Annotated in this window: 10 protein-coding genes; 7 read left to right on the top strand and 3 right to left on the bottom strand. The window is 72.0% G+C overall.

The features are described from left to right. Positions 1 to 296 precede the first annotated feature (296 nt). The 4 genes from ACFY8W_RS01835 (at position 297) to ACFY8W_RS01820 (ending at position 4,334) form a co-directional block, all read left to right on the top strand. Complete coding sequence (locus ACFY8W_RS01835; protein ID WP_391098920.1) at positions 297 to 686, top strand: TOBE domain-containing protein; 390 nt, start codon at positions 297 to 299, stop codon at positions 684 to 686. A gap of 91 nt (positions 687 to 777) precedes the next feature. Further along, positions 778 to 1,590 carry a molybdate ABC transporter substrate-binding protein gene (gene modA, locus ACFY8W_RS01830; RefSeq protein WP_391098919.1) on the top strand — a complete coding sequence of 271 codons (813 nt, stop codon included), beginning with the start codon at positions 778 to 780 and terminating at the stop codon, positions 1,588 to 1,590. A 91-nt stretch (positions 1,591 to 1,681) separates the two neighbouring features. Beyond that, entirely contained in the window at positions 1,682 to 3,625 is a 1,944-nt protein-coding gene (locus ACFY8W_RS01825) for an ABC transporter permease (protein ID WP_391098918.1), read from the top strand. A 40-nt stretch (positions 3,626 to 3,665) separates the two neighbouring features. After that, complete coding sequence (locus ACFY8W_RS01820; RefSeq protein WP_391098917.1) at positions 3,666 to 4,334, top strand: pyridoxal 5'-phosphate synthase; 669 nt, start codon at positions 3,666 to 3,668, stop codon at positions 4,332 to 4,334. Between the two features lie 187 nt (positions 4,335 to 4,521). Here ACFY8W_RS01820 and ACFY8W_RS01815 read toward each other — a convergent pair whose 3' ends face one another. Together ACFY8W_RS01815 and ACFY8W_RS01810 are read right to left on the bottom strand one after the other, a co-directional pair. After that, positions 4,522 to 4,941, bottom strand: coding sequence for a TOBE domain-containing protein (locus ACFY8W_RS01815; RefSeq protein ID WP_391098915.1), 420 nt, complete (start codon positions 4,939 to 4,941; stop codon positions 4,522 to 4,524). Positions 4,942 to 5,106: 165 nt separating this feature from the next. Continuing rightward, positions 5,107 to 5,532, bottom strand: coding sequence for a VOC family protein (locus ACFY8W_RS01810; protein WP_391098913.1), 426 nt, complete (start codon positions 5,530 to 5,532; stop codon positions 5,107 to 5,109). 410 nt (positions 5,533 to 5,942) lie between these two features. Between ACFY8W_RS01810 and ACFY8W_RS01805 the strand changes: the two genes are divergently transcribed. Next, positions 5,943 to 6,311: a PRC-barrel domain-containing protein gene (locus ACFY8W_RS01805; RefSeq protein ID WP_391098910.1), complete on the top strand. Its 369-nt coding sequence runs from the start codon at positions 5,943 to 5,945 to the stop codon at positions 6,309 to 6,311. A 280-nt stretch (positions 6,312 to 6,591) separates the two neighbouring features. Next, on the top strand, positions 6,592 to 8,112 hold the full coding sequence (locus tag ACFY8W_RS01800; protein ID WP_391098907.1) for a catalase: 1,521 nt from the start codon (positions 6,592 to 6,594) through the stop codon (positions 8,110 to 8,112). Between the two features lie 38 nt (positions 8,113 to 8,150). Here the strand turns inward: ACFY8W_RS01800 and ACFY8W_RS01795 are convergent, their stop codons facing one another. After that, positions 8,151 to 9,293: a mechanosensitive ion channel domain-containing protein gene (locus ACFY8W_RS01795; RefSeq protein ID WP_391098904.1), complete on the bottom strand. Its 1,143-nt coding sequence runs from the start codon at positions 9,291 to 9,293 to the stop codon at positions 8,151 to 8,153. Between the two features lie 567 nt (positions 9,294 to 9,860). Here ACFY8W_RS01795 and ACFY8W_RS01790 point away from each other — a divergent pair. After that, positions 9,861 to 18,515: a SpvB/TcaC N-terminal domain-containing protein gene (locus ACFY8W_RS01790; protein ID WP_391098901.1), complete on the top strand. Its 8,655-nt coding sequence runs from the start codon at positions 9,861 to 9,863 to the stop codon at positions 18,513 to 18,515. The last annotated feature ends 70 nt before the right edge of the window (positions 18,516 to 18,585 follow it).

Here is an 18,585-nt window from a genome sequence, read left to right as displayed (position 1 = left end):
GCGGCAAGGCCGGGAAGGCTGCGCCCCGTCCGGCCCCGCGTCGGCGGCAGAGGAGCGCGGCGCGCAGGTCCACGCGGTCGTCGAGGCGGGACAGACCCTCTCGGGAGGCGTGGCCCACCCCGTCACGCTCACCGTCGCCGGCCTCCGTAAGGGACGGGAACAGGGACAGGCCGAGGTGCTCGCCGTGACCGTCGGGCGGTGCTCATCGTGGGTTCCTACGGGCCGCCTCTCATCCGCGATGGAGAGTCCCACGACTTTGTTGCAGATGAGATCGAACGCGGCCTACGGTGTCGCATATGCAGTCCTACACCATCGGGCAGGCCGCGCGTCTCCTGGGCGTCAGCCCCGACACGGCACGGCGCTGGGCGGACGCGGGCCGGGTCGCCACCCACCGCGACGAGAGCGGGCGGCGCGTGATCGACGGGAAGTCGCTCGCGGCGTTCTCCGTGGAGATCGCGCAGGGCGATGACGAAGACGCGTCGTACACGTCGGCGCGGAACGCGTTCCCCGGGATCGTCACGGCGATCAAGCTCGGCGACGTCGCGGCCCAGGTCACCATCCAGGCCGGGCCGCACCGGCTGGTCTCCCTCCTCACCCGGGAGGCCGTGGAGGAGCTGGGACTGGAAGTCGGCATGCAGGCCACCGCCCGCGTGAAGTCGACCAGCGTGCACATCGACCGCACCTGACACCCCTCACGCAGTGACGAACCACCTCGGCCGTCGGTGCGGCCGGCCGCACCATGCACCTTCCGTTCCCCGTCGAGGAGTTCCGACGCCCATGCCCCGCACCCTCACCAGACGTCGCACCGCTGCCGCCGTGCTCACCGCCGCCCTGCTCGTTCCGCTCGCGGCCTGCTCGTCGGACGACGACGGCAGGAAGGACACCGGCGGTTCCCCGGCCTCCGGTTCCGCGAGCGCCGTGCCCCGGGCGGACCTGACGGTGCTCGCCGCCGCCTCGCTGACCGACGTGTTCAAGACCGCCGGTGCCGCGTACGAGAAGTCCCACCCGGGCACGAAGATCACCTTCTCGTTCGCCGGCTCGCAGGAGCTCGTCGCCCAGGTGTCCCAGGGCTCGCCCGCCGACGTCCTGGTGACCGCCGACACCAAGAGCATGGACAAGGTGAAGGCCGACACCGGCACTCCCGCGATCATCGCGAGGAACCGGCTCGTCATCGCCACCGGCGAGGGCAACCCCTTCAGGGTCGACGAACTGAAGGACCTGGCCGACACCAAGCTCAAGGTCGTCCTCGCCGCGCCCGAGGTGCCCGCCGGCAAGTACAGCAAGCAGGTCCTCGACAAGCAGAAGCTCACGGTGAAGCCGGTCTCGCAGGAGCCGAACGTGCGTGCCGTGCTCAGCAAGGTCGAGCTGGGCGAGGCCGACGCCGGCCTCGTCTACAAGACCGACGCCGAGAGCGCGAAGGACAAGGTCGACGCCGTCGAGATCCCCGACGACCAGAACGCGATCGCCACGTACCCGGCCGCCACGCTCAAGGACTCCGAGAACGCCGAGGCCGCAGCCGCGTTCGTCGCCTGGCTGTCCTCGGCCGAGGGCCAGAAGATCCTCCAGGACGCCGGCTTCCAGAAGCCGTAACCGACCGGGACCGTCCACCTCGTGAGGGGCTGTCCGCACCGAAGACCGGACAGCCCCTCCGCCTCATGCCCTCACGCACTCGGGACCATCGATGAAACGAGCAGGCGCACGCGTCTTCGCAAGCCGCTCCGGCACCTTCCGTCCGCCCCTCGCGCTGGCCGTGCCCGCGCTGGCGGCCGTGGCCTTCCTGGCGCTTCCCCTGATCGGCATCCTCGTACGGACCGAGTGGGGCGAGCTCATGGACCACCTGAGCTCGCCCGGGACCGTCGAGGCGCTGAAGCTGTCGCTCCTGGTCTCCTTCTGGTCGCTCGGACTGTCGCTGCTGCTCGGCGTCCCGCTGGCCTGGCTGCTGGCGCGGGTCTCCTTCCCCGGCAAGGCGTTCGTCCGGTCGCTGGTGCTGCTGCCCATGGTCCTGCCGCCGACCGTCGGCGGTGTCGCGCTGCTCCTCGCGTTCGGCCGCCGCGGACTGCTCGGCCCCTGGCTGGAGCACACCTTCGGCATCACGCTGCCGTTCCACACCTCCGGCGCCGTCCTCGCGGCCACGTTCGTCGCGATGCCCTTCCTCGTCATCAGTCTGGAGGGCGCGCTCGGCGGGCTCCGGCCGCGCTACGAGGAGACCGCGGCCTCGCTCGGCGCCTCGCCGGTACGGGTGTTCTTCACCGTCACGCTGCCGATGGTGGCGCCCGGCGTCGTCGCCGGGGCGGCACTGACCTGGGCGCGGGCCCTGGGTGAGTTCGGCGCCACGATCACCTTCGCGGGGAACCTGCCCGGCACCACCCAGACCCTGCCGCTCCAGGTCTACCTGCTGCTCCAGGACGAACCCGAGGCCGCCACCTCCGTCTCCCTCCTGCTGCTCGCCATCGCCATGGGCGTGCTCGTCGCCCTGCGCGGTCGCTGGACCGGCACTCCGGTCGACCGGAAGCGGCACACCGCCCCGGCGGAGGAGCCGGTTGCGGCGGAGCCGCCGGCCGATGTCACCCCACCCGCCCCGTCCGCCGACCGCTGGTCCCTGCACGCCCAGGTCACCGGCTTCACCCGGCTCACCCTCGACGCCGATCCCGGCACCACCATCGCCGTCGTCGGCCCCAACGGCGCCGGAAAGACCACCCTCCTGCGCGCCCTCCTCGCACTCACCCCCCGCGCCCACGCCGAACTGCGCCTCGGCGAGAGCGACGTCACCGCGCTGCCGCCGCACCGCCGCCGCGTCGCCTGGGTCCCGCAGGACGGCGCCCTCTTCCCCCATCTGACGGCCCTCGCCAACACCGCGTACGGGCTCCGGGCCCAGGGCGTCGGCCGCGCCGAGGCCCGGCGCGAGGCCAAGGCGTGGCTCGACCGCCTCGGCGTCGGACACCTGGCCCACCGCCGTCCCGGGCAGCTCTCCGGCGGGCAGGCCCAGCGCGTGGCGCTGGCCCGGGCGCTCGCCGCCCGGCCCCGGCTCCTGGTCCTCGACGAACCGCTCGCCGCGCTCGACCAGACCACCCGCGCCCACGTGCGCCACACCCTCCGCACCCACCTGGCCGGATTCGGCGGCGTCTGCCTCATCGTCACCCACGACCCGGTGGAAGCGGTCTCGCTCGCCGACCGGGTCCTCGTCCTCCAGGACGGGCGCGCCCTCCAGGACGACACGCCAGCCGAGGTCACCAGGCACCCGCGCTCGCCCTGGGTGGCCCGGATGCTCGGCCGCAACGCCTGGCCCGGCACCGCCACCCCCGAAGGCCTCGCCCTCGACGGAGGCGGCACGCTCGTCGCCGCCGAACCGCCGCCGCCCGGCACCCCGGCCCTCGCGATCGTCGCCCCCGAGGCGGTGTCCCTGCACCGGGAGAAACCCGCAGGCAGCCCCCGCAACGTCTGGCACGGCACCGTGCGGGAGATCACCACCAGCGGCAGCCGCCTCCGCGTCCTGGTCGCCCCCGACCGGGCCCCCGACCTCGTCGCCGAGATCACCCCGCAGGCCGCGGCCGAACTCGGCCTCGCCGACGGGGTGTCCGTCTGGACGAGCGTGAAGGCGACCGAGACGACGATCGTGCACCTCTGACCGCCCCGACACCCCTCTTTGGGGAGAGTGTGAGAACGCCATGACGGAGAAGAACACGTCCACCGTGCGCGACTGGCTGCGCGGCATCGAGGTCTTCGCCCGGCCCCTGCCCGAGTTCGCGCCGGATCTGGCGCCCGCCGAGCCCTCCGAACTGTTCCTCGCGTGGCTGACCGCCGCCGTCGAGGCCGGGCTCCCCGACCCCCACGCCATGACCCTGTCGACCGTCGACGAGTCCGGCGACCCCGACGCGCGCGTCCTCATCCTCAAGAACGCGGACCCGTCGGGCTTCCAGTTCGCGGCGCACGCCGCCAGCCCCAAGGGCATGCAGATCGCCGGAACGCCGCGTGCCGCGCTCACCTTCTACTGGCCGGAGTTCGGCCGCCAGGTCCGCGTCCGGGGAGCGGTCCGCCCGGAGCCCGCCGACCGTTGCGCGGCCGACTTCCTCGCCCGCGGCGAGACGGCCCGTGCCGAGGCCCTGCTCGCCCGGCAGAGCCGCTACCTCACCGATCCGGACGAACGCGAACGTGTCCTCGAAGCGAGCCTGGCGAGGGTCAAGGCCGATCCGGGGCTCGTCGATCCCGACTGGACGCTCTACACGGTCGTCCCGGACGTGATCGAGTTCTGGCAGGCCGCCGCGACCCGCGTCCACGTCCGGCTGCGCTACGAGCGGGACACCACGGGATGGCAGCGGCGCCGGCTCTGGTCCTGAGCCCCGGCGACCGCGGCCTCACGTCCGGGGCAGCAGCAGGGGTGCCGGACTTCCGTCGGTCCGGTGCGGACCGGTCGCTCGGCGGCGGCCGGCCCCCGTGCGGGCCGGCGGTGCGTACCCGTCCCGTACGCCGACGAGGGCCGCGTCCGCGACGGACGACACGGCCGTCGGTCGCCCGTGGGGACGCTCAGGCGGAGGCGAGGGAGATCTCGGTCGACTTGATGAGGGCGACGACGGGCGTGCCCTCGGCGAGGCCGAGGTCCTCGACGGCGTCCTTCGTGATCGCGGCCGTCAGCTCGCCGCCCTCGACGGACACCTTGACCGAGCCCATGGCGGCACCGGTCGCGACCTCGGTGACGGAGCCCGCGAGCCGGTTGCGGATGGACAGGCCCTCCACCGGCCCTGTGGCGAGGGCGACTTCGGTGGACTTCACCAGCGCCCTGACGGCGGAGCCCTCCGCCAGGCCCAGGTCCCTGACGGCGTCCACGGTGATCGCGGCGGTGATGTCCTGACCGCCGGCCAGACGCACCTTCACCGAGGCCATGGCCTCGCCGGCGGTGACGGCCGTGACCGTGCCGGGGAGCTGGTTGCGAATGGACAGGGTCATGGGACGCGCCTCACGAAGTCGGAAAGAGCAGGGTCACCCGTGTGACCTGCGTCCCTTCCGACGCTACCGGCAGAAGGCGACTGCGCGCGCCTCGACTCACGCGCCGGCCCCGGAACGGAGGGGGTCGCTCTCGCCGCCTCGGAGCCGCCGGCCAGGAGGGCGTCGTCACGTGCGGGGGAGGCCGGTGTCCTGGGCAGGGGGCATCGTGGTCAGGACGAAGGAGTGGCCGGCCGGGTCCATGTAGCGGCGAAGGTCCGTGCGGCGGTCGGTCCGGGTCCCGTCGCGCTCGGCCGCGACCGGCCGGGCACCGAGCGAGACCGCCTCGCGCTCGGCCTCGTCGAGGGCGTTCGGGGCCACGAGGATCTGGAGGTGTGCCTGCTGGGAGTCCTCGGGGCGGGGCCAGCTCGGCGGCGCGTGGCCGAGGTCGCGACGGATCCCGAGCACCACACCGGAAGGGCCGCGGACGAGCAGGAGGTCGTGGTCGCCTCCCGCGGGCTCGATGGTGGCGCCCAGCAGGGTCGCGTAGAACCGTGCCAGGGGATCCGGATCGGTGGAGTCGAGCACCAGCACGCTGGTCTTGGGAACAGTCATGCGTTCCGTCTGCCCCGCGGTTCGGCGGCCAAGCCCGGCTCCGCCGCCACCGAGCCCGGCGCCGCCGCGACCGAGCCCGGCGCCGCCGACGCCAAGCCCGGAGCCGCCGCGCCCGAGCCCGAAGCCGTCGACGCCAAGCCGGGAGCTGTCGCGACCAAGCCCGGAGCCGCCGCGCCCGAGCCCGGCGCCGCCGGGGCCGGAGCGGCCAGCAGCGGCGCGGGGGCGGCTGGGCCTCCGCGCCGACTCGTCGGTGCGTGGCCCACGGGTCGCCGGACGCCGGGGATTGGCTCGCTCGACTCGGGGCAGGCGGTGCCCAGGCGGGGAACGCGCCCCGCCGCGAAAGACACACGGAGAAGGAGGGCCGCGGCGATCCGCCGGCCGCCCTCGCCTACCGGAGGAGTTGTTTTCGCGTGAGTGAGCACGTGTGGAGCTACAAGTCGACCGCGGGTCACCTGGCCGGTACCGAACTGACCGGCTATGAGGTCGAGGCGATCGACGGACGCATCGGGAAGGTGGACAAGCACTCCGACGAGGTCGGGGATGCCTATCTGGTCGTGGACACCGGGATCTGGATCTTCGGCAAGGAGGTCCTCCTTCCGGCCGCCACCGTGGTGCGGATCGACGTGGACGACCGGAAGGTCTTCGTCGACCGCACCAAGGAGCAGATCAAGGACGCCCCCGAGTTCCACCGCGAGAAGCACCTCGGCGACCCCGCCTACCGCCACGAACTGGGTGCCTACTACGGACTGGGCGGCCCCTTCGGCGGTCCGATGATCTGAGTGCCGATGCGGGGAGGGCCCGGACTCGACGAGTCCGGGCCCTCCCCGCTTTTCCGTCGGCCCTCCTCACGCCCCGGCACCCCTCGTGCCCGGTCCGGCCGCCGGAAGGTCTCGCCGGACATCGAGGCACGGGCTTCCGCGCGTCTGCGTCCGGTTCCGCCTCCGGTGGTGGCTTCGGCCGAGGGGGCCCAGGCTGGGACAGGCTGCGTGCCGGTCGTACGAGGCCACGTCCGGTCGAGGGCCGCACCACCGTCCAGCCCGAGGAAAGGCAGCACGACCGATGACCGAAAGCCGACCCGCCACCACGACCGACTCCGGTGCCCCGGTGGAGAGCGACGAACACTCGCTCACCGTCGGCCCGGGCGGCCCGGTCCTGATGCAGGACGCCTACCTGATCGAGCAGATGGCGCAGTTCAACCGCGAACGGATCCCCGAGCGGCAGCCGCATGCCAAGGGCAGCGGCGCGTTCGGCCGCTTCGAGGTCACCCATGACGTCAGCGGCTACACCAAGGCGGCACTGTTCCAGCCGGGCACCCGCACCGAGCTGGTCGTGCGCTTCTCCACCGTCGCCGGCGAGCGGGGCAGCCCGGACACCTGGCGCGACCCGCGCGGTTTCGCGGTGAAGTTCTACACCAGCGACGGCAACTACGACATGGTCGGCAACAACACGCCGGTGTTCTTCGTGAAGGACCCCATGAAGTTCCAGCACTTCATCAGGTCCCAGAAGCGGCGCGCGGACAACAACCTGCGGGACCACGACATGCAGTGGGACTTCTGGACCCTCTCTCCGGAGTCCGCCCATCAGGTCACCTGGCTGATGGGGGACCGCGGCATCCCGCGTTCCTGGCGCCACATGAACGGATACACGTCCCACACCTACATGTGGATCAACGCCTCCGGTGAGCGGTTCTGGGTGAAGTACCACTTCAAGACCGACCAGGGCATCGAGTTCTTCACCCAGCACGAGGCCGACCAGATGGCGGCCGTCGACACGGACTACCACACGCGCGACCTCTTCGAGCACATCCGCGACGGCGACTTCCCGAGCTGGACGCTGTACGTGCAGGTCATGCCGTACGAGCAGGCCGCCGGCTACCGGTTCAACCCCTTCGACCTCACCAAGGTGTGGCCGCACGGCGACTACCCGCTCATCCCGGTCGGCCGCATGACCCTCGACCGCAACCCCACCGACAACCACGCCGAGATCGAGCAGGCCGCCTTCCAGCCGAACAACCTCGTTCCCGGCATCGGGCCGAGCCCCGACCGGATGCTGCTGGCCCGCCTGTTCTCGTACGCGGACGCCCACCGCCACCGCATCGGAGCCAACTACCAGCAGCTCCCCGTGAACGCGCCCGTCGTCGACGTCCACACGTACTCGAAGGACGGGGCGATGGCCTACCGGAAGACCACCGACCCGGTCTACGCCCCCAACTCCAAGGGCGGCCCGGCCGCCGACACCGCCCGCTACGGGACGCCGCCCAGCTGGGCGGCGGACGGTGAGATCACCCGGGCGGCCTACGTCTCGCATCCCGAGGACGACGACTGGGGGCAGCCCGGCACCCTCGTGCGCGAGGTCCTGGACGACGCGGCCCGTGACCGCCTCGTCGACAACGTCGTGGGCCACCTCCTGAACGGCGTCACCGAACCGGTCCTGGAGCGTGCCTTCGCCTACTGGAAGAACATCGACAAGGCCGTCGGCGAGCGCATCGCCGAGGGCGTGCGGGCCAAGGCCGACGAGAAGGATCCCAAGGCGTCCGAACAGGGGAACCCCGCGCGCCGTTCCCTGCAGCAGAAGGCCTGACGGAACCCCCGACCCCCGGCCGGCGGGGGGAAAACGCCTCAGTCCGGAGGCGTTTCCGGCGGCCGGGGGGTGTTCCGGGCAGGCCGCCGGGGGCGTCGCGGGCGCGGCGCTCCGGCGTGGTCCCACGGCTCGTCGAAGGCGTCGGCCGCGGGAGCGGTGACGACCTTGGGAAGGGCACCCGGGTGCTCCCGCGCGAGCCAGCCGACGAGTTCCTCCCGTACCGCGCAACGGGTCGTCCACAGGTCGTCGGCGTCCTTGGCGGTCACGATCGCCCGCACGGTGATGCCGGTCGGCGAGGTGTCGGTGACGGCGAGGTCCCAGCCCCGCCCGTCCCATGTGTCGCAGGTGGCGAGGAACTCCCGCAGGTGCGCCCGTACGAGCGCGACCGGTGTCGTGTGGTCGCAGTGGACGAACACCGACCCCGTCATCTCCGCGCCGCCGCGCGACCAGTTCTCGAACGGCCGCGAGGTGAAGTACGAGACGGGCAGCGTGACGCGTCGCTCGTCCCACGTCCGGACCGTGAGGAAGGTGAGGGTCACCTCCTCCACGACGCCCCATTCGCCGTCCACGACGACCGTGTCACCGATGCGGACCATGTCGCCGAACGCGATCTGGAAGCCGGCGAAGAGGTTGCTCAGCGTCGACTGCGCCGCCACGCCGGCCACGATGCCGATGATGCCGGCCGACGCGAGCAACGACGTGCCGAGGGTACGGAAGGAGGGAAAGGTGACGAGGGCCGCGGCAGCGGCGAGCACCCCGACGGCGACGGACACCACGCGCATGATCAGCGTGACCTGGGTACGGACGCGGCGGAGCCGAGCGGCGTCGCGTGACCGTCCGGCGTACCGCGCGTACGAGGACTCGACGACGGCCGCGACCGTCCGTACCGTCAGCCAGGCACCGCCGCCGATCAGGCACAGCAGCAGGACGTGGCTCACCGCCTCCGCGTGCTCTTCCAGCGGCTCCTGTCCGGGCGCCGCCACCGAGTAGGTCCATCTGAGCAGTGCGGCCAGCACGACGACGTACAGCGGCGTGCGGCAGCGGCGCAGCAGGCCCCACAGCGGGGTCTCCGGGTGCCGCGCGTCGGCGAACCGCGCCAGCAGGTCCGCCGCGCGGCAGACGACGAACGCCGCGAGCGCCGAGCCGCCGACGCAGATCGCCAGCCGAACAAGGCTCTCCATGTGCTCCCCAGTCGATGAGTCGGACGGTTTCGTCCCGTACGCCTCACCCTCGGCGAGCACGTCAAACATCCCGTGCCTGCGACACCCGGCCCGTGACCGAATCTCCCGATGCGTCCTCAGGCAGCAGCCGCCCGAACGGCCGGGTCGTGACCTCGGATCGCGCGAGGCTTCGCGAGGAGACCGTCCGGAAGGCGCACGGGCACGCGTAGGCCCGGGGCAGACCGGATCGTTCCGGACAGCCGGCGAGCGGGCCCCGAGTCGCCGAACCGAGGTGCATGCCAGGTGCATCACTCCACCCTCGAGCGGCTCCCCTCCTGGAGATCCCGCAAACCACGCGAACGAGTGAATCACCGACGCACACAACTCCTTTACATGCTGGCTCATTTGTGGCTGTGCCGTGTGCGGCGTCGCGAGGAAGATGTGGCTGCTTTGTGGGCCGTTGCGGTGCAAGCCGTTTGCCGTGTGAAGGGTCGGGGGCGAGACCGAATGACCGGTGGGGTACGGAGAGATCGCTGGGCGTACAGACTTCGGCGGGTCCCATGGGCCCGGAGCCGGGGGCCGGCGCTGTTGCTGGCCCTGGCGCTGCCGGTGTCACTGGTCTCGGCCAGCGGGCTGACCGACTCGCCGCGCACGGTGCCGTCGGCAGCCGTCGTGCCGGCGCTCGGGGGCTGTGTACCGGGCAAGGAAGCCGGAACCAAGAACGCGGCCGCGCGGCCGTCGACGACGTGGGTCACCCCCGACACCGGGGTGACCAAGAGCGTCGCACGTGACGGCGCCGAGGTGACCCTCGCGCCCCAGGCGGTGTCCGAACCCACCGAGGTCGGCATCGAACCGCTGGACGAGGCCTCCCTGCCGGGCCTCGGCGCCGGCATGGAGAACGTCACCAAGGGGCCGGAGGGCTACCGCTTCACCCCCACTCCTCACACCTTCGAGACGGGCATCACCGTCTCCCTGCCGTACGACCCCGACGTGCTGAAGAGCTCCGGGCACACCCCGGGCGACGTCCGCACCTTCTACTTCGACGAGGCCGGCAGCTGCTGGCGGGCCCTCGAACGGATCTCCGTCGACGAGGACAAGCAGGTCGTCGTCTCGCGCACGGACCACTTCACCGACATGGTGAACGCCGTCGTCACCGCTCCCGAGGGTCCCGAACAGGTCTCCTCGGACCCCAACCAGATCAAGAACATCCAGGCCGCCTCCCCGGTCACCGGCGTGAACCAGATGGCGGCCCCGGCCGCCAACAACCAGGGCGACGCCCGGCTCTCGTACCCGCTCGAACTCCCCGACGGGCGAGCGGGCCTCGCACCGTCGCTGGCCGTGGAGTACACCTCGTCGGCCGCCCAGAGCTGGCTCGGCACCGGCTGGGACCTGTCCGTCCCGTCGATCTCCGTCGAGACCCGCTGGGGCGTGCCGCGCTACGACGCCACCCGCGAGACCGAGACGTACCTGATGGGCGGCGACCAGCTGACGCCCCTCGCACACCGCGGTACGCCCGGACCCCGCAGCACCGGCGACAAGGTCTTCCACGCGCGGATCGAGGGCGGCTTCGCCCGCATCGTGCGCACCGGGACCTCGCCGGCCACGTACGGCTGGGAGGTCACCGACAAGTCCGGCGTGCGCTACCTGTACGGAGGCGAGGGCGCCACCCTCGCCGACGACACCGGCAACATCTTCACCTGGGCCCTGCGCGAGGTTCGCGACCCGCACGGCAACACCGTGCGCTACTCCTATGCCCTGGTCCGCGACGCGGGCGTGGCGGGCGGCACCGTCGCCGGCCGCGACCTGTACGTCCAGAAGATCGCGTACACCGGCCACGGGGACACCGACGGGCCCTACACGGTGACCTTCGTCCGCGACCGGGACCGGGGCGAGGGCCGGCGGCCCGACGTGTCGATCGACGCCCGCGGCGGGTTCAAGCGGGTCACCGCCGACCTGCTGCGCCGGATCGACGTCCGCTTCCAGGACAAGCCCGTCCGCTCCTACGAACTCGCCTACACCACCGGCGCCTTCGACAAGACCCTCCTGAAGTCCATCGCCCAGCTCGGCGCGGACGGCAAGGAGTTCAACCGCCACCGGTTCGAGTACTTCGACGACATCCGCGACGCCAAGGGCGCCTACGAGGCCTTCGCCAAGGTCGACTGGACCTCGCCCGACGACAACGTCCGCAACGGAGCGGTCGACACCGTGAAGCCCGGGGCAGGCGAGGCGGGCGCCCTGCACGGCAACACCTCCACGAGCGTCGGAGGCCACCTGTACGTCGGCTACGGGGCCAAGCCCTCCAAGAACGGCTCCGTCGGCGTCAAGGCCGGCTACAGCAGGTCCGGCGACGAGGGGCTGCTCTCTCTGGCCGACGTCGACGGCGACAGCCTGCCGGACAAGGTCTTCAAGCACGGCGGCGGCTTCGTCTTCCGCAAGAACCTCTCCCGGCCGGGCGGCGAGCCGCGGTTCGCCTCCACCCTCACCCCGCTGCGCAACCTGCCGGGCATCCTCAGCGAGTCCGCCAACTCCCTCACCGTCGGCATCGAGGGCTACCTGGGTGTCGCGGCGCAGCTCGACTACGTCGACACCGTCTCCACCACCCGGCGCTACTTCAGCGACGTCAACTCCGACGGCGTCGTCGACCTCGTCGACGGCTCGGCCGTGCGCTTCGGCCGCGTGGACACCGACGGCACCGTCGAATACGGCCCCGCCTCGCAGACCCCGGTGCCGATCGGCGCCGGCCGGGTCGACGCCGACGGACTGCTGCCCGACTACACGGCAGAGCGCGAGCGGCGCATCGACTCCTCCCCGCTGGTGGACACCCTGCGCCGCTGGACGGCGCCCTACGACGGCACCGTCCGCGTCACCGGCACCGTCGCCCTCCGGAAGACCGGCGAGCAGCCGGAGTTCTCCCAGCCCGACGGCGTGCGCGTCGCCGTGCAGCACGAGGGCAGCGAGCTGTGGTCCCGGCGCATCGAGGCCGGCGACGACACCGCGTACACACCCCAGGGCGTCGACGCCATCGAGGTCAAGCGCGGCGACCGCCTCTACTTCCGCGTCGGCTCCGTCTTCGACGGCGCAGGCGACGACGTCACCTGGGACCCCACGGTCACCTACACCGGCTTCGAGGCCACCGACGCCAACGGCCTGCCGCTGCACTCCTACACCGCCTCGAAGGACTTCACCCTGGCGGGCCGCTCCGGCACCGTCGAGGCCCCGGTCGACGGCACCCTCCAGCTGACCGGCGACGTGACGAAGAACGCCGCGACCACCGACGACGTCACCGTCCAGATCCTCAGGGCGGGCACCCCGGTGGTCGAGAAGACCATCGGAGCCGCCGAGACCGGCACCGTCTCGGCCGGCACCACGGTCCAGGTCGCCAAGGGGCAGAAGCTCCAGTGGCGGATCCTCTCCGACTCACCCGTCGACGTCACCGCCCTGAAATGGGCCCCGCTCGCCCGCTACACCGAGGCCGCGGGAGTCACCGCGGCGGCCGGCGACGCCGCCCGGCCGCTCCAGTTCCGGCCCCCGTTCGACATCGACACCTATGTGCCCGCCGGACCGGGCGGCGTCCAGCAGCCCGTCACGTCCCCCGGCGGCACCTTCACCGTCACCGCGTACGTGACGGCGGCCGAGAACACCACGGGCCGGCTGGTGCTCACCGTCAAGAAGCACGGCGCCCTCCTCGCGAAGCGGGCCTTCGACATCGGCGACAAGCCGTCCGTCGAGGTGACGGCCCCGGCCGGCGAAGCCCTCTACGTCGACATCACCGCGGCCTCGCCCGAGCTGGCCGGGAAGATCCAGGGCGCCGACGTCGCCGTGAACGGCGGCCCGCTCGCGCCCGCCACCGTCCAGGCCCCCACCGCCGAGGGCGTCTTCGGCCGCCTGTACCGCGGCTGGTCGTACGCCGGCTACAACGGCAACCGCGACCGCGCCACGCAGCCGGTGAAGCAGGACGACCTCACCGAGGAGAAGATCAAGGAGGGCCTGCCCTCCGACGTCGACCCGGCCCGGGACCGCGAGGCCTTCGAGAACGACCCGACGATCACGCCGCCCACCGCCGTGCCCTTCGCCCCGGACGCCGAGCACGGCCGCTGGGGCTCCGGAGAGCACACCTGGGCAGCGGCCGCCACCGCCTCCAGCTCACGGTTCGGAGGCCAGAGCATCGGCCTGCCCACCGCCGCGTCCCTGGCCTCCGCGCACGCGGTGCCCCGCATCTCCCACTCGAAGGGGATCTCGCTGACCGGCTCGGTCGGCGGCGGCGTCGGCAGCGTGGGCGGCAGCGTCGCCCTGGGCACCGCCCGCGGCGAGCTCGACTACCTCGACCTGAACGGCGACGGCTTCCCCGACGTCGTCGGCGCGGGCGGCGTCCAGTACACCGACCCGACCGGCGTCCTCGGCGCCACCCGCGGCTCCGTGCCCGGCGGGGCGGTGCGCGCCTCCGACACGCGCAGCGGCAACGCCAGCGCGGGCAGCGCGGCCCGCACCATCGCCACGGGCCGGGGCCAGGCCGCCCCGCCCGGCTGGGGCACGGCGGACACCTCCTCCGCCGGCAACGACATGCCCCCGCTCGGCATCGGCGGCAACCTGGGCGGCAACCGCGCCGACGCCTCGTACGACCTGATCGACATCAACGGCGACAGCCTGCCCGACCGGGCGTACGAGGACGGCCGCGTCGCCCTCAACCTCGGCTACCGCTTCGCCGCGCCCGAACCCTGGCCCGGCGGGAAGATCAACGAGGGCCACGGCTCCACCGCCGGCCTGAACATCGGCTTCAACACCGACTTCTACGGCTTCGGCGGCGGCGCCTCCTTCCAGCAGCAGTCGTCCTCGACGAAGAGCTCCCTCGCCGACCTCAACGGTGACGGCCGCGTCGACCGCGTCTTCGCCGGCGACCCGGTGCGGGTCGCGCTCAACACCGGCTCCGGCTTCGCCGAGCCCGTCCCCTTCCACGGCTCCCTGAACGGCATCAACGCCGACTCCAACGCCCAGCTCGGCGGCGGCGTCTACTTCACCGTCCCGATCTGCTTCGTCGTCGGCTGCCTGATCATCAACCCGGGCGTCAACGTGTCCACCGGTGCCTCGCGGGCCGAGCAGATGATCCGCGACATCGACGGCGACGGACTCGCGGACCACCTGGCCTCCGGCAAGGACGACGAACTGGTCGTCGCCGCCAACCGCACCGGCCGCACCAACCTGCTCAAGAACGTGACGCGGCCGCTCGGTTCGCGCATCGACCTGAGCTACTCGCGCGACGGCAACACCTACGACCAGCCCGGGTCCCGCTGGCTGCTCACCGGCACCCGGGTCCACGACGACCTGCCCGGCGACGGGCCCGACACCCAGGCGTTCTCCTTCTCCTACGAGAACGGGAAGTACGACCGCCTGGAGCGCGAGTTCCTCGGCTACGGCACCGTCACCAGCACCCAGCAGACCGAGGGCGGCAAGCCGTACCGGAACACCGTCCGCGAGTTCGACACCCGGAGCCACGCCGCCCGCGGCCTGCTCACGCGCGAGACGGTCACCGACGCCAAGGGCGCCCTCTTCACCCAGACCCGCAACACCTACACCCTGCGGCCGGTGTTCACCGGCTCGGTCTTCCCGCAGCTGGAGCGCACCGAGGCCCGCTGGTACGACGGCGAGGGCGGCGACACCCCGCGCAAGACCACGTCCACCGAGATGAGCTACGACGACCTCGGCAACCTGGTGCGCAAGGTCGACTACGGTGAACCCGGCGCCGCCGACGACGTCGAGACGAAGACCGTCTACACCGCCTGCACCGACAGCCACATCGTCGGCATCGGCCGGACGGTCGAGGTCCGCGGCGGCGGAAGGCTCATGCGCTCGCGCGACGCCGAGGTCGACTGCACCACCGGCGACGTCACCCGGCACACCGCCCACCTGGAGGGCGACGCCGCAGCCGTCACCGACCTGGCGTACAATCCCGACGGCACCCTCAGGTCGATCACCTCGCCCGAGAACCACCGGGGACAGCGCTACCAGCGCACGTACACCTACGACGAGCCGACCGGCACCCACGCCACCTCGATCGAGGACAGCTACGGCTACCGCTCCACCGCCGCGTACGACCTGCGCTTCGGCCTGCAGACCGAGTCCACGGACATCAACGGCCAGAAGACCGTGTCGGAGTACGACGCGCTGGGACGGCTGACCGCCGTGACCGGCCCGCACGACCAGGGCGCCGGACGGCCCACGATCGCCTTCGCCTACCACCCGGACGCGCCCGTCCCGTACGCGGTCACCCGCCACCTGGACCGGGACGCCACCGGGGCGGTGAAGGACGACACGATCGACACCGTCACCTTCACCGACGGAGTGGGCCGCGTCGTCCAGACGAAGAAGGACGCCACCGTCGGCGGCAAGGACGTGATGACGGTCTCCGGCCGTCTCGTCTTCGACGCGATGGGCCGCACGGTCGAGCAGTACTACCCGCTCACCGAGCCCAAGGGCGACACCGGCACCGTCTTCACCACCGCGTTCGACACCGTCCGTCCCACCACCCTCACCTACGACGTGCTCGACCGCACGCTGCGCACCGCGCTGCCGGACGGCACGTCCACGTCGGTGGCGTACGGCTTCGGTGAGGACCGCGCGGGCACCACGCAGTTCGCGACCGTGTCCACCGACGCCAAGGGCAACCGCACCACCGCCTACAGCGACGTGCGGGAACAGCAGACGGCCATCCGCGAACCCGGCGCCAAGGCCGGTGACGCGCCGATCTGGACCAGCTACGCCTACGACCCGCTGGGCAAGGTCCTCAAGGTCGTCGACGACCACGGCAACGTCACCACCTCCGCCTACGACCACCTGGGCCGCCGCACCGTCGTCGACTCGCCGGACGCCGGGCGCACCGTCACCGGCTACGACCCGGCCGGCAACGTGATCCGCCAGCAGACCGCCAACCTGGCCGCCAGGAACCAGGCCATCACCTACACCTACGAATTCGACCGCGTGACCGCGATCAGCCACCCGGTCTTCACCGACAACGACGTCCGCTACACCTACGGCGCACCGGGTGCGGAGCACAACGCCGCCGGCCGGGTGACGAAGATCGAGGACGCCGGCGGAGAGGTGACACGGAAGTACGGGCCGCTCGGCGAGGTCACCGAGGAGACCCGCACCCTCCCGGGCCCCGGCCCGCACATCCGTACCTTCACCACCGCCTACCGCTACGACAGCTTCAACCGCATGCTGTCCCTGACCTACCCCGACGGCGAGCGGCTGTCCTACACCTACGACAGCGGCGGCCAGGTCAGCGCCGCCGCCGGATCCAAGAACGGGTTCGACTACGCGTACGTCCGGTCGATCACGTACGACAAGTTCGGCGACCGCGCCGCACTGGAACTCGGCAACGGCACCGGCACCACCTTCACCTACGGCGCCGAGGACCGCCGCCTGGCCACGCTCACGTCCACCCTGCCGACCGGATCCGCCTTCCAGAACCTCGCCTACGCGTACGACGCCAACGGCAACCTCACCGGCCAGAAGAACGACACCCCGCTCCCGGCCGACACCCCGAAGCTGGGCGGCCCCACGGAGCAGACCTACACCTACGACAACCTGAACCGGCTGACCGGCGCCACCGGCTCCTTCCGGTTCACGGCGAACAAGACCGACCGGTACACCTACTCCACGTCGTACGACACGATCGGCAACATCACCGCCAAGGACCAGCACCACGGCATCGTCGTGGGCGGCGGCCACGAGCAGGTCCAGAAGAACACGACGTACGAGCACGGCTACACGTACAGTGCCGACCGTCCGCACGCCCCGTCCGTCATGGGCCGGCAGACCCTCACCTACGACGCCGACGGCAACCTCGTCGACAGCGTGTCGTCCGCGCCCGGCAGCCCGCGCCGCCAGCAGGTCTGGGACGAGGAGAACCGCCTCGCCTGCGTCCACGACACGTCCAAGAACCAGGACCAGGCCCAGGACCCGTCCTCCTGCAACCAGCCCGGCAAGCCCCCGTCGGTCCGCTTCACCTACGACGACCAGGGCACCCGGATCGTCAAGGACGGCGCCCAGACCACCCTCTACCCGAACCAGTTCTACACGGCCCGCAACCAGACCGAGTTCAAGCACGTGTACGCGGGCGGCGTCCGCGTCGCCACCAAGACCTCGAAACCGGGCAACGCCTACGAGAAGGACCAGTTCTTCTTCCACGGCGACCACCTGGGGTCGGCGAACTTCGGCACGGACGGCTCCGGCCGGCTCGCCGAGCACCTGGACTACTTCCCGTCCGGAGAGACCTGGGTCGACGAACACCCGGGCGAGAAGGACCCGTACGGCTTCACCGGCAAGGAACTCGACCAGGAGACCGGCTACACCTACCACGGCGCCCGCTACTACGACCCGCGCGGCGGCATGTGGGAGTCCACCGATCCCGCGCTCGGCGAGTTCCTGGACGGCGGGTCCAACGAGGGCGTCCACCAGCCGTCCAACCTGCAACTGTACGGCTACGGCTACCAGAACCCGCTCCGCTACACCGACGCGGACGGCCGCGAACCCGGCGAGCCGTTCAACCTCGGCAGGCACCTGCAGGAGAAGTACACGGTCCACCACGACCAGGCGATCGTGATGGCCGCGGCCCAGCTCCAGGCGATGGGCGCCGCGAAGCCCGGCGGCACCTGGCAGGTCTCCATGGACCTCCAGTCCGTCAAGGGCGGCGGAGACCCGCGGAACAGGGTCATCGCGACCGGCGGCAGGGCCGACCTGCTGCTCTGGACGGACACCACGGTCTACGTCTGGGACGCCAAGAACAAGGGCGGCCGGGCCGAGGACTCCGGCGTCGGCGACGTGCAGTGGTACGTCGCCGGCATCACGGCGCAGCTCAGGGCCCAGGGCGACATGCGCCGGGTCACGGCCGGCTTCGACATCCTTCCGATGACGGCCCCGTCCGCGACCCAGCCCAACACGACGCTCCAGGTCGAGTCGTCGACGAAGCACCCCGGGAAGGGCGTCATCACCTACTCCGCCACCCAGCGCCAACCGCAGACGGTCCCGGTCCCGGTGACCGCACCCGCACCACAACAACGCTCGCGCTGGCAGACGGCGGCGAGGTGGGCGGGCGGAGCCGCGCTCCTCATCGGCGCCGGCGCGCTCGTCGTCGCCACCCTCGCCGAGGACGTGGCGACCGGCGGCGCGGGAGTGGCCGACGACCCGGTGTCCTTCGGAGCGGCCGCCACCATGGCGCGATCGGGCTGGGCCCTGGTCGTACCGTAGGGCGCCCGCGCACGAGGAGCCGCCGCACCTGCCCGCCGAGCCGGGTGCGGCGGCTCCGCCGCATGCCGTC

The sequence above is a fragment of the Streptomyces sp. NPDC012637 genome (genome assembly GCF_042954805.1).
Classification (GTDB): domain Bacteria; phylum Actinomycetota; class Actinomycetes; order Streptomycetales; family Streptomycetaceae; genus Streptomyces.
This window is presented reverse-complemented; position numbering and strand designations above follow the sequence as displayed.

What these genes read in the sequence shown, in the direction of transcription:
- ACFY8W_RS01835 (WP_391098920.1), top strand. Translation starts at nt 297, where the DNA reads ATGCAGTCCTACACCATCGGGCAGGCCGCGCGTCTCCTGGGCGTCAGC.
- modA (WP_391098919.1), top strand. Translation starts at nt 778, where the DNA reads ATGCCCCGCACCCTCACCAGACGTCGCACCGCTGCCGCCGTGCTCACC.
- ACFY8W_RS01825 (WP_391098918.1), top strand. Translation starts at nt 1,682, where the DNA reads ATGAAACGAGCAGGCGCACGCGTCTTCGCAAGCCGCTCCGGCACCTTC.
- ACFY8W_RS01820 (WP_391098917.1), top strand. Translation starts at nt 3,666, where the DNA reads ATGACGGAGAAGAACACGTCCACCGTGCGCGACTGGCTGCGCGGCATC.
- ACFY8W_RS01815 (WP_391098915.1), bottom strand. Translation starts at nt 4,941, where the DNA reads ATGACCCTGTCCATTCGCAACCAGCTCCCCGGCACGGTCACGGCCGTC.
- ACFY8W_RS01810 (WP_391098913.1), bottom strand. Translation starts at nt 5,532, where the DNA reads ATGACTGTTCCCAAGACCAGCGTGCTGGTGCTCGACTCCACCGATCCG.
- ACFY8W_RS01800 (WP_391098907.1), top strand. Translation starts at nt 6,592, where the DNA reads ATGACCGAAAGCCGACCCGCCACCACGACCGACTCCGGTGCCCCGGTG.
- ACFY8W_RS01795 (WP_391098904.1), bottom strand. Translation starts at nt 9,293, where the DNA reads ATGGAGAGCCTTGTTCGGCTGGCGATCTGCGTCGGCGGCTCGGCGCTC.